The organism is uncultured Sphaerochaeta sp. (assembly GCF_963676625.2).
Taxonomy (GTDB): domain Bacteria; phylum Spirochaetota; class Spirochaetia; order Sphaerochaetales; family Sphaerochaetaceae; genus Sphaerochaeta.
The window spans coordinates 144,096-156,468 of sequence record NZ_CAXXYB010000013.1 but is presented as its reverse complement, the minus strand read 5'-3'; the positions used below and the strand labels follow the sequence as shown (position 1 = coordinate 156,468).

General features: G+C 45.0%; 10 protein-coding genes. 7 read left to right on the top strand and 3 right to left on the bottom strand.

The window, feature by feature from the left end; translation table 11 throughout:
* Nucleotides 1-22: 22 nt before the first annotated feature.
* Together larA and ACHZBG_RS17090 are read right to left on the bottom strand one after the other, a co-directional pair.
* Nucleotides 23-1,294, bottom strand: coding sequence for a nickel-dependent lactate racemase (gene larA / locus ACHZBG_RS17095; RefSeq protein ID WP_320130677.1), 1,272 nt, complete (start codon nucleotides 1,292-1,294; stop codon nucleotides 23-25).
* A gap of 219 nt (nucleotides 1,295-1,513) precedes the next feature.
* Nucleotides 1,514-2,635, bottom strand: coding sequence for a sugar diacid recognition domain-containing protein (locus tag ACHZBG_RS17090; protein ID WP_320130676.1), 1,122 nt, complete (start codon nucleotides 2,633-2,635; stop codon nucleotides 1,514-1,516).
* Nucleotides 2,636-2,934: 299 nt separating this feature from the next.
* Between ACHZBG_RS17090 and ACHZBG_RS17085 the strand changes: the two genes are divergently transcribed.
* Both ACHZBG_RS17085 and ptsP read left to right on the top strand, forming a co-directional pair.
* Entirely contained in the window at nucleotides 2,935-3,720 is a 786-nt protein-coding gene (locus ACHZBG_RS17085) for an HAD-IIB family hydrolase (RefSeq protein WP_320130675.1), read from the top strand.
* 346 nt (nucleotides 3,721-4,066) lie between these two features.
* Nucleotides 4,067-5,692, top strand: a complete 1,626-nt coding sequence (gene ptsP / locus ACHZBG_RS17080; RefSeq protein WP_320130674.1) for a phosphoenolpyruvate--protein phosphotransferase — start codon at nucleotides 4,067-4,069, stop codon at nucleotides 5,690-5,692.
* Nucleotides 5,693-5,719: 27 nt separating this feature from the next.
* Here the strand turns inward: ptsP and ACHZBG_RS17075 are convergent, their stop codons facing one another.
* On the bottom strand, nucleotides 5,720-6,415 hold the full coding sequence (locus ACHZBG_RS17075; RefSeq protein ID WP_320130673.1) for an MgtC/SapB family protein: 696 nt from the start codon (nucleotides 6,413-6,415) through the stop codon (nucleotides 5,720-5,722).
* A gap of 417 nt (nucleotides 6,416-6,832) precedes the next feature.
* Here ACHZBG_RS17075 and ACHZBG_RS17070 point away from each other — a divergent pair, with 417 nt between their 5' ends.
* From ACHZBG_RS17070 to ACHZBG_RS17050, 5 genes are read left to right on the top strand one after another with little or no spacing between them, the layout of a single operon-like run.
* The gene (locus ACHZBG_RS17070) at nucleotides 6,833-7,510 is read left to right on the top strand and encodes a TetR/AcrR family transcriptional regulator (protein ID WP_320130672.1); all 678 of its coding nucleotides are present in this window, start codon (nucleotides 6,833-6,835) and stop codon (nucleotides 7,508-7,510) included.
* A gap of 58 nt (nucleotides 7,511-7,568) precedes the next feature.
* Nucleotides 7,569-9,182: an FGGY-family carbohydrate kinase gene (locus tag ACHZBG_RS17065; RefSeq protein ID WP_320130671.1), complete on the top strand. Its 1,614-nt coding sequence runs from the start codon at nucleotides 7,569-7,571 to the stop codon at nucleotides 9,180-9,182.
* Entirely contained in the window at nucleotides 9,179-9,628 is a 450-nt protein-coding gene (locus ACHZBG_RS17060) for a GtrA family protein (RefSeq protein WP_320130670.1), read from the top strand. Before ACHZBG_RS17065 ends, ACHZBG_RS17060 begins: the two co-directional genes overlap by 4 nt.
* A gap of 59 nt (nucleotides 9,629-9,687) precedes the next feature.
* Nucleotides 9,688-11,163, top strand: a complete 1,476-nt coding sequence (locus tag ACHZBG_RS17055; protein WP_320130669.1) for an aminotransferase class III-fold pyridoxal phosphate-dependent enzyme — start codon at nucleotides 9,688-9,690, stop codon at nucleotides 11,161-11,163.
* Nucleotides 11,164-11,176: 13 nt separating this feature from the next.
* On the top strand, nucleotides 11,177-12,346 hold the full coding sequence (locus ACHZBG_RS17050) for a class II aldolase/adducin family protein (protein WP_320130668.1): 1,170 nt from the start codon (nucleotides 11,177-11,179) through the stop codon (nucleotides 12,344-12,346).
* Nucleotides 12,347-12,373 lie beyond the last annotated feature (27 nt).

Sequence of the window (12,373 nt, the reverse complement as noted above, 5' to 3'; positions counted from 1 at the left end):
ATGGTTTCCTCTATAGTAGATTTTATTCGATTACCATTACCGAAACTCCATCAGGAATTGCAGTAATGGTTGCTTTGTCGCTACCGACAATTTTTTCGGCTATTGCCATTGCTTCTTCAAGGGAGTGTGCAGGTATCATATGCAAATCCCTGACGATTTCATCAGAGGCCTCACAGATGTAAATTACCTGGGCCTTCAAGAGAAGGCGGATAAAGATTTGGGTCTGCCATTGGTCTGCTTCGGTATGATTTCTATCCCTACCAAGAAAGAGTGCCATTGTCTTGTTGATATCAGGTTCATCTGCCATCTGATGATAGAAGCCGTCGCCTCCGATACCATCATTGGATTTGGCGAGCATGATGATCACCCCACCTTTCTTGACCGTAGCCTCAGCGGCAGTCATGCCTTTCACAGCCTGGTAGATGTTTTGGTCGAGAGGGTATCCCCCGTTGGAAGATATAACTATGTCTGCCGGTTTTGCATCGACCTTGCACAGACTGCTCAGGAATTTGCACCCTTTTTCATGGGCCTCTAGCATATCGCCGGCAACCGCAAAGATTGCCTCTTTTTCGGAATTGATAACTACATTCACAATGAAAGCCAGTTTGGCTTTTCTCGCAGCCCAGATCATATCAGCGTGGATTGGGTTCCCCTCAAGGATACCTGTCCTGGCTTTTGGATGCGCGATAAACTCGGAACAATGATTGGCCAGGACTGTTTTCCTGCTTGCAACACCTGGAAGGATGCTCTTTCTGGAACCGGAGAATCCGGCGAAGAAATGGGGTTCGATAAAGCCCTCTGCGACAACAAGGTCGGCCTCTGCTACAAGCTTGTTGATGATGCATTCGCCACCACTGGGAAGAGTTCCTATCTTGACTAGGGGAGAAGTCTCGCTGTCATGGACCAGGATTTTCTCCTGCTCGACTATCGTTGAACCAAATTTGTTGACGAGCTCCTCTCTTGAGGTTTCCCTGTGGCAACCAGTAGCAATGAGAATCGTGATATCGGCATCAGGATTACCTTCCCTGATCTCCCTTAGCATAGGTGGAATGATTGCCTTGCTTGGAACCGGCCTGGTGTGGTCGCTTGCGATCAGTACAATATTCTTCTTGCCTTTGGCTAATATGGAAAGTTTTGGCGTCCCGATTGGATTGAGAAGTGCATCCTCTACCAGTTCTGATTGTGTTTTTTCTGTCTTGAAACTATGTAAATTAGATACGAGGACTCCTTGGAGACGGTCTTCTGGAATATCCATTGAAAGGGTTTTCTTGCCGTAAGGAAAATCTATGTTCATGGAAAATCACCTCCAATAATATATATCAATATGCAAAAAGCCTAACTGCATTAAATAGGTAGTAAAAAGTCTAACATAAGAAAATGAGAATGGAAATTAGTATATAACATGAAATAAAACTAAAATAATTGTTTTGCAAGATAACAATATTTTAAAAAAGGCTAAAAAAGACTTCCTTTATAGTTCGAAATTATGGGTTTATATTCTGTTGAATGGAATTTACAAGTTGTTCATTTCGACTAAAAAGAGTTCTGCAAGGGAAAAAGGTGCCGCAAATTTAAGTTTCCTTGGGTCGAGTCCTGTTCTTGCTTCGATTCGTTTGAGTTTGTACTGGAGGGTGTTCGGGTGGATATTCAGTCTAGCAGCAGCTCTCTTGATCGATCCATCTTCTTCATAGAATACCTTGATAGTATTGACGGATTCGTCAATTTCTTCCTTTGAAAAATCCTTGAAGATCTTTGAAATATAGAGCTGTTTTGCATTGAGAGGTATCTCGTCGAGAACCAGCTCTATGTTGAGATTGCTGTAGAAACAATACCTTTGGATACCCAACTGGCTGCAGGAAATCAGGGCTTTCTTTGCCTTGTTGTATTGATCATGGATCTTGAGCATATCTGTAAAGCCATCATCGACACCAATGAAAAATTTCATGTCCTTGTCTCTATATTTAGCAATTAGCCTGTCAATGAATATTTCAATTTTGTCATCTGGTCTATCATTTATTGCCGCGACGATAAAATTAAGGTTCCTGAATGCTATGGTATCAGGGTCCTGCCTGCGAATATCGTGCAAAATGTCAGTCTTGAGATCGCTTTCTTCGTTTGCTTGTGCCATGCAGAGGAGTAGCAGTCTTCTTGGTTTTTTTATGTCAATGTTGAATTCCTGACCTTTTGCCCTAAGACTGTCTGTAATGACTGTCTGGGGGTCGCAAATCCATTCAATTTCAAATCGTTCCTTGTCCTGTTTGAATTTGAGAATTCTTGAATCCCTGTCTTTTCCTTGGATAAGGATTTCAGTCATCTTCTTGATTATCTGTCCATAGGCCCTAGCTTCCTCATAGGGACCGGTAATGCCGACAACTCCAATAATCTGACCGTCGATGACCAGTGGCAGGTTGGTTCCTGTTTGGGTGCCAATAAATTGATCATCTGTTACGACAACCAGTTCTTCGAGTTTGTTCTGGATTATCTGGTTTGCCGCCTCATGGAAATCTCCGACCCGTTCCCTGTCAGAATTGGCAATGATGATTGCATCGCTTCCCACAATGTTTATCTTGAGTTTAATCAGGTTTGAGAGTTGGTCGACTATATCGGCGGCATCTTGTTTGGATATCTGTAGCATAATAAAACCCTTATTGTAAAAGTATATCATGGAACTTGTCTGAAAATACTATGAAATGAATTCCTTATCTATTTTATTCCATGATCAAGAATCCTGTCGTGTCGTTCCAAGCTGAAAAAAATACATTTCAGCGTGGAAGAATTGTAGTCAATTGTTTGCTTGGCGATGCAATTACCAGGAGCAAATTCTTCAACTGGGTATCCAGTGTTCTTTATTGACCTGTTCGGTATACTATGCAGAGTGAAAATGCATTTGTTTGTTGAATTCAAACTTGCAAGATTGATGAGGAGACTGAATCTTTGGAACAAACTGTATTGAAAGGAATTTTCTTTTGTGATGTCGACGGAACCTTGCTTCCCTATGGAAACAAGAGCCTGTCCACTGAGTTGATGGAGCTTATACACCAGATAACGAAAGAAGGTTATCTGGTTTGTATTTCGAGTGGACGTCCGTATCTGGCCCTTTTGGAATTGTTTTGGGAAGTCAGGGACGAAGTGGCATTTTCTTGTTGCAATGGAAGTGCTTTGTTTTATAAGGAAAAACCCTTGGCAGACGAGGTCTTCCTTCAAAGATCCGTGGTTGAGGGGATGTATGACGATTGTCTTGCCAGGGGTTGCCAGGCGATTATCGCTACATCAAAACGAATATACCTTTCACCCAGAAAAGAAACTTCTTCAGGTAAAAAACATTATGTTGGCAAGCCTTATGCGCAATCGATAGAGAGTCTAGCGGAAGTAGCGCAGGAGGCCCATCAGATAACGATATGTTGTAATGAAAATCTTGGGGAAACCTTATCGTATTTCAAGGACACCTGGGCAGACAAGGTTCATATTGCGGTCAGTGGGCATGCCATGTTCGACTTGTCTGCTTCCAATAAAGGAATTGCCCTGAAACGGGTTGCTTCATGTTTTTCCCTTCCTCTCGACCGGACCTTTGCTTTTGGGGACAGCGAAAACGACTTGTCGATGTTGCGTCTTGCAGGAAAGGCCTTCGTAATGGAAAGTAGCTGTGAAGCCTTGAGAAACGAAATTCCCGATCATTGCCAGGATGTTGGAGAGACCATCCGTTCGATTGTATTCAGCTGATTTTGTAGCTGTCATAGGGTTTGCTTGTGTCTTTGCATATGAAAACTCCTATGAGTTTACACTCCACACTTCAGTAAAAGCATGGTATCTTTTTAAAGGATTAAAAGATATGAGGATATTGCCTTCCTGTTGTTTGCAGGGAAATTGGATGAAAAACCTCGTATCTGAAAAAAAAGATAATCATTTACTGTGAAATTTTGAAAAGAAATAGTACTTTATTCAATGCCATGCAGAATCTCAAGAGCATAGGAGACCCCGAAAGAATGGAAAACCACCCTGGTAGTGCAAGTGCGACTGTACGGGTAACGATATCTTTGTTTACGTGTTTTTCTGGAGAATGGATATAATGAATAGAAAAATGAAACGTCTGGTCGGCAAGGTTGCCGTAAAGGGAATTGCCATCGGAAGAATTGTCTTCCATATTCCTTGTGTCTATCGGGTCAACCGGCAAGTAATCGTAGACGAAGAAGCAGAATTGATCCGCTATATAAAGGCAAGGAAGCAGGCAAACAAAGAATTGCAACAATTGTATGAAGCTGCCATTATCAGGACTGGAGAAAAGGATGCAAGCATTTTTCAAATTCACCAGATGATGGTCGAGGATGCTGATTTTTGTGAATCCGTAGAGAATATGATACGCAAAAATCATGTCAACGCCGAATTTGCAGTGCAAACCACGGGAGACCGGCTGGCCAAGACCTTTTCTGCCATGGATGACGAGTATATGAAAGCGCGTTCTGCTGATGTCAACGATGTTTCTAGGCGTCTGATCGCCTTGCTTTCCCATGTCAAGGACTCCTCCTCGATCCTGAAAGAGCCTGCAATCCTCGTAGCTGAGGATCTTTCTCCCAGTGAAACCATGCAAATTGAACCCAGTATGCTTTTGGGGTTTGCTACCCGATTGGGTTCCCATAGTTCCCACACGGCCATTTTGGCAAGGAACATGGGTATTCCTGCCTTGACCGGAATTGCCGTGGATCCTTCCTGGGATGGTCGAATGTGCATTTTGGATGGATATGAAGGTGTCTTGTATATTGATCCTGATGATGAAATGCTTTTGCAGATGCATGAGCGTCAGAACAAGGATTTAGAACAGCTTACATTGCTCGAGTCGGTCAGGGGTGAACAGACCATTACCAAGAGTGGGGTATCCATTAAGCTATTTGCAAACATCGGGAATGCGAAGGATGCCGTCTCGGCCTTATCGAACGACGCCGAGGGCATCGGTTTGTTCCGAAGTGAATTCCTGTTCTTGAATGCTACTGATTATCCGAGTGAGGAATCACAATTTCAGGCCTATCGAGAGGTCGCGGAGAAAATGAAGGGGCGAAAGGTAATCATAAGAACCCTGGATATAGGCTCAGACAAACAGGCGGGGTATTTTCATATCGATCCTGAGGATAATCCGGCCTTGGGCTTTAGGGCCATACGGATATGCCTGTCTGACATCACCTTGTTCAAGACCCAGCTTCGGGCAATATTGCGTGCCAGTGCCTTTGGCAATCTTTCCATCATGTATCCAATGATAACCTCGGTACAGGAAGTACGGGAAGCCAGAGCCCTTGTCAAGGAAAGCAAGGAAGAGCTGAAAAAAGAAGGAATTGCCTTTGGGGAGGTCCCCGAGGGAATCATGGTCGAAACCCCCGCTGCTGCCTTGATCAGTGACCAACTGGCCCGGGAAGTCGATTTCTTCAGTCTGGGTACCAATGACCTTACCCAGTATACCTTGGCCTTGGACCGGGAGAATGAGAAGCTGGAAAGATTTTACGACCCCTATCATCCTGCTGTTCTCGCTCTGATACGCATGACCATCGCAAATGGTCATAAAGAGGGTATCGAGGTAGGCCTTTGCGGAGAACTTGGCTCAGATCCCCTGATGGTTGAATCCTTGGTGAGAATGGGAATTGATGAATTGTCGGTTGCCCCTCCTGCTATCTTGCAGGTTCGTTCACTCATACGCGCAATGGTTTGATAGAGGAACCTCCATCATTTAGAAGAGCTAGATCAAGTCGACGTACGCAACATCCTGGCAACTGCTCACTTCTGCTGCCACCAGTTGATGGTCGGTGATTTTTCCTGTCTTGAGCGTCATGATAGCAATCATTCCCACATCCTCTCGCTTTTCTATATCCATGACATCCCAGTTGGATACAACCCAACCTTTTTTCTTCAGATCGTTGAAAAGCTTGCTGAATCGTCCCCCCGGGGCAAGTTCAACATAGAGACGGGTAATGGGAGATCTGTTTACCACTGCTTCATCAAGCCGATGCATCCCGGTGACCACCAGGACAATGAATATGCAACCGATCAGAGCTCCTGAATAAAACCCGATACCTATTGCCAGTCCCAGGCATGCCGATGCCCAAAGGCCGGCAGCCGTGGTCAGTCCCTTTACTTGATGACGCCCGGTTACCATGATCGTTCCTGCCCCGAGGAAACCTATGCCACTGATGACCTGGGCTCCCATTCTGGCAGGATCGCCTGTCTGATAACGGGTGAAGGTGTATTGGCTAACCAACATTACCAAGGCAGAACCCAGGCAGACAAGAATGTGGGTACGAAGCCCCGCGGTTTTTCTTGTGCGCTCGCGTTCAAAACCAATCAAGCCACCACAGATCGTTGCAAGAAACAACCGAACGATAATGGATAGGAGATTCAGATCGGCAAGAGTGGTTTGTATATATTCCAAAGACATGCTACCTCCAATGAAATAGGTATACCTTGGTTATTCCATGTATACGTAGCAAGTAGTATATCCTTAATTTCAGGAATGTGGGTATTGAAAAATGAAAGAGGCTTATATTTTACTGGATTGCAGGATCCTCTATTTCTTAATTGGAATATGCAACGAGCAAAGAATGAAACAAACCTTCCATTTAGTGATCATTTTTGCAAAGGAAACGAAGAAGCTTTCCCTTACAGTCTTGCTTCGTCTGCAAAGAGATTCTTTATAGCACATATTTGTCCATTATTTATAGATATTGTCATATGTTTTGCTACCCATAAGAAATACAGTATCAATTATGTTGCACTATGAAAAAACGTGTGCTACTATCGTTTGTGTGAGTGACTGCTCACTCATTAGCATTTTCCTGTAGGGAGGTATCTATAAATGGAAGTCATTGGCCGCGAAACAAAGTTCAATAAACCCACTTTTAATAAAATTCCCAAGGAAAAACAAGACCATATCCTGGAAGTTGCGACCAAGGAATTTGCCACCAATGGTTTTCAAAATACAAACATCAATGTAATAGCCGAGAAGGCAGGCATCAGTATCGGTTCCCTCTACAAGTACTTTGCTTCAAAGAAAGACCTTTTTCTTATGACCATCCATACAGGAATAGCAATTCTTGGGGAAACCCTTGATGCAATCATAGATTTGCCAATCAGCGTAACTCAGAAATTTGAGAAGGTCATACGTGCCGTCCAAAAGACTTCACGGGAAAAAAGCGACTTGATACAGCTATATAGCGAAATGACTGCAGTGGGGAACGCGGAATTGGTGCAGAAAATTTCCTTTGGCATTGAATCAATCTCGGCGGCAACCTATACCAAGATCATCAAGGATGGGCAGGCAACCGGGGAAATACGAGCGGATATCGATCCGGCGATGGCGGCCTATTTGTTTGATAGCCTGCTCATGAATCTCCAGTTTTCCTATGCCAGTGACTATTTTAGGGAGCGATTCAAATTGTATGTCGCCCCCGACATTTTGGAACGTGATGATTTTGTCGTCGAAGAGACGATGAAATTCATTGCCTCGGCATTATTGCTTCCATCTTCACGATAGCTTTGTGTAGGGATTAGCGTCCCTTGAGCATAAATCCAAGCAATCCAGAGGTCTGACCATGGAAAACCCATTGTATGTCATTACCTATGATGTTGGAACGACTGGAGTGAAGACCTGTCTGTTCCAATTGTCGTCGACTCTTATCTTAGTTGCATCTTCTTTGTGCGGGTATGGACTATACCTGACAGGTGAGGGAGGAGTGGAGCAAGATCCCCAGGAATGGTGGGATGCCATGTGCACGACTACCCGCCATATTCTAACAGAAACCACGATTGATCCTTCGTTGATAAAGGGCATATCCTTCTGTTCCCAGATGCAGGGGTTGGTTCTTGTTGACAAGGAAGGGAAACCTGTCAGACGGGCAATGAGCTACATGGATCAACGCTCAGTGGATGAGCTTCGAAAAGGAATGGCCCACGGGATTCAGATTGCAGGAGCCAATGTTGGCAAACTGTTGAAATCCATTGCCATAACAGGCGCTGTTGCACTGAGTGTCAAGGATCCTGTCTGGAAATACCATTGGGTGAAAAACAACGAACCAGAATTGTTCAAAAAAATCTATAAGTGGCTTGATGTAAAGGAATACCTGATATGCCGGATGACCGGTTCCTTCATCATGACAGAGGATTCCGCCTTTGCCACTTTGTTGTATGATATCCGTTCCAAGCAAAAGAGATGGAGCAAAAGCATCTGCAACATGCTTCAGGTCGACATGGCCCATCTACCTACTATTGTACAGTCAACCGATAATGTAGGGGGGGTAGCTACGCAGGCAGCCCAAGAGCTTGGGTTGGCTGCCGGCACTGCTGTCTTTGGCGGTGGGGGGGATGCAGCCGTTACAGGGTTGGGAGCGGGAGCCGTATTGCCTGGTGACAGCTATATTTATATGGGTACCTCAGGTTGGCTCTCTACCGTAGTGGAAAAGAGCATTGTTGATTCCTCTTCCATGACAGCTGCAATAGTCAGTTTCCAACCAGGGCATTTCAATTATTTCTCGGAATTGGAGACAGCAGGGAAGTGCTTGGAATGGGTGAAGGACCATCTTGCCTTGGATGAGATAAATATCTATTTGAAAAAGACTTCCGTTATTGAATCCGATGAATCTGTCTGCACCAATCTGTATGAGTATCTTTCTTCCACTATCAAGGATATGCCTGCAGGTAGCAATGGAGTAATCTTCACTCCTTGGTTGCATGGAAACCGGTGTCCTTTTGAGGATCCCAACGCTCGTGGAATCTTTTTCAACATTGGTTTAGACACGGGAAAAACCGATATGATACGAGCTGTCACCGAGGGGGTCTGCTTCCATATGCGTTGGTTCCTGGAGACCCAGGAAAAAAGGGTGAAGACCTCCAATACCATACGGTTTGTCGGAGGGGGAGCCCTCTCTCCCGTTACCTGTCAGATTCTTTCCGACTGTCTTGGACGAACGATAGAGACCATCGACAATCCCCAGAATGTAGGAGCTATAAGTGCTGCCCTGCTTGTCGGCATGGGCCTCGGAAAATTGTCCACGGTACAGATGGCAAGCCGAATGGTCCCTGTCACAGGTACCTATTACCCGAATTCTGACAATAAAGCGATATATGACAGGAATTTTCACGTATTCAAGCAACTGTACAAAGCGAACAAGAAAAACTTTGCCCTCATGAACCAAGGGAGGATCATATGATCGAAGTAGAAACAAAAGCCTTGACCGGAAAACAAAATGCCATACAATTTTTCAAATTTGTCCTTTTCTCGATCAGCGCAGGAATTATCCAGATTCTTGTATTTGCCTTATTGGAAGAACTTGCCAAATTTCCTTATTGGCCCAGTTATCTGATCGCACTTATTGCAAGTGTCGTCTATAACTTCACGGTCAATAGACGGTTTACATTTAAAAGTTCCAACAACATTCCAAGGGCGATGGCGCAACTGGGACTCTACTATCTGATTTTCACTCCCCTGTCCACGTGGTGGGGAAATGCCCTGGTATCTATCAATTGGCCTGATTATGTAGTTCTCGGAGGAACCATGGTCATCAATCTGGTAACCGAGTTTTGCGTGAACAGGTTCATCATCTACCGTACTTCCATGAATTCACGACCAATGGCTAGAAAAGCATGCATTGAATGAACAGATGACCAATTTCAAGGATTGGAATCAAAATAAAATAGACCATGAAGGAGAAAAAAATGGACAATAGATATGCAATTTCCCAGTATCCTGATGCAGCAAAGGTGACTCATCAACTTGATGAGTTGATAAAAAAACCTATCTACAGCATAAAGCCTGAGGTTCTCAAGAACTATGAAGAGAATTATTTTGACAAAAAATGTGCAAAGTCAAAGGCACTTATCCAAGAGGCAAAGAAAGTAATTCCCGGGGGAGTCCAGCACAACCTGGCCTTCAACCATCCGTTTCCCTTGGTAATCGAGAAGGCTGAGGGTGGATATCTGTATGATATCGATGGCAATACCTATTTTGACTTCCTACAGGCAGGAGGACCTACTGTATTGGGTTCAAATCCTCCCCAGGTACGGGAAAAAGTCATTGAGTTGCTCAATAATGGCGGTCCTTCCACGGGGTTGTTCCATGAGTTTGAATATAAAATCGCCAAGAAAGTGTGTGACAGCATTGAGAGCGTGGAGATGTTCCGGATGTTGAATTCAGGTTCGGAAGCTTGTATGGCTGCCATAAGGGTAGCCCGTCTGGCAACCAAGAAGAAAAACATCATTAAGATGGGGGGAGCCTATCATGGCTGGAGCGACCAGCTTGCCTACGGCATCCGTATTCCTGGTTCCAAGGCTACCCAGGCCCATGGTGTTCCGTCCTTTGTCTTCAAGCATACCCAGGAATTCTTTCCGAACGATCTGAAGGATTTGGAGAGGAAGCTCAGGACAAATCAACTACGCGGAGGTACTGCGGCTGTCATGATCGAACCGGTAGGTCCCGAGAGCGGAACCCGCCCCGTGGACAAGGACTTTAACAAGGGAGTCGAACGACTCTGCCATAAGTACGGGGCCTTGTTGATTTTTGATGAAGTCGTGACAGGTTTCCGTATCGGAATGGCCGGGGCCCAAGGGTATTTTGGCGTATCACCTGACCTGACTGTTTTTGGCAAAGTCATTGCCGGAGGATATCCTGGGGCAGGCGGACTTGGTGGCAAGAAGCAGTATATGAAATACCTTGCAGCAGGGATCCAGGCAGGGGAAAAAATTCATAAGGCCTTGGTGGGAGGCACCATGGCGGCAACCCCTATCAGTTGTGTGGCAGGTTACTATACCCTGGAGGAAATCGAGCGGACGAATGCTTGCCAGAAAGCTGGACAAATGGGTGATCTTCTTACAGTGGGATTGCAACAGCTGATAGATACATATCATCTTCCCTTTGTTGCTTACAACCAAGGTTCAATCTGCCATCTGGAAACAGTGGGTGCCATGCATTTCAGTCTGAATTGGCATAAAATCTGGACTATCCCGGCAGTCATCGAGGCAACATCGGTTCGCAAGAAGCAAATGGAATACATGGGAGCTGCGTATATGGCTGAAGGTCTGGTGACGTTGGCCGGAAGTAGGTTGTACACAAGTGCTGCCTATGATGAAAAAATGATCAAGGAAGCTTTGTCTGCTTTTGAGCGTGTATTTCAGGAAGTTGCTGTAATTGTCTAATACAGGAGGAACCATGGATATTTTGCAAGCCAAGGAATTGGTGATACAGGCGGGTAAGCAATTGGTAGCCTCGGGCTTGATCGCGCGTACCTGGGGGAATGTAAGTTGCAGGGTCAGTGACACGCAATTTGTCATTACCCCAAGTGGCCGACTGTATGAGTCGTTGCAAATTGAGGATATCGTTTTGGTAACCATAGCCGATCTTCACTATGAAGGGACGGTAAAGCCTTCTTCCGAAAAAGGTATCCATGCCGCAGCGTACCGATTGCGCAAGGATATACACTTTGTCATCCATACACATCAGAATATTGCCTCCATGGCGGGAATCCTGGGTAAGGAAATTCCCCTTACCAATCCACAAAGCTATCAGGTGATCAAGGAAAAGATTCCCACAGCTCCCTATGGATTGCCTGGAACCAAGAAACTTTGCAAAGGAGTTTCCGATACCCTTGCAAAATTTCCGGGCAAGGCAATCCTGCTTGCCCATCATGGAGCACTTTGCCTAGGTAAGGATCTGGATGAAGCTTTCTCGGTGGCCGAGGAACTTGAGACGGTGTGCAGGGACTATCTTTTTGCAACCTGTACTCAAAGGACAGGGAAAAAGACACAGGATTTTTCCCTGCTTGAAAAATATTTCCGCTCTGCTTTTCATCTGAAGGCAGAAAACCAAAACGTAGTCTCTTATTGCCTGAGCAGACGAGAAGGTGAGAGCCTAGTGTTTTTCGACCAAAAGGGCAGCAAAGTTGAACAAGATGTGCTTGGCAATGAGGAACTTGTCTTGCATCAAAGAGTGTATGCCTCGCGCCCTGATATCTCTTGTATCATCCATGTCAATGATTCTTCCGTGCTTGCTCTTTGTGAAACAGGAAAAACCTGGTATCCGTTACTTGATGATTTTGCCCAGATTGTTGGGGTATCGGTAAAAACGGTTGATCCAAGGAAAAAGCGTGCCTTGTTGCAGGGTTTATCTGGACGCAATGCAGTTTTCCTGCTCCATGGGGGAGCCTTGTGCTGTGGTGGAACACTAGGTGATGCTGAGGCTGTTGCATCCATTCTCACTAAGAATAGTAAAGCTCAGATTGCTTCTTCCTTGTTTGGGAACATAAAACCGATCAACTCTCTGGATTCTCGATTGATGAGGTTTGTCTATACGGTCAAATACTCCAGGCAAGCTGGAAAATAAAGTCTTGCCTCCGGCTTTTCCCGTGTT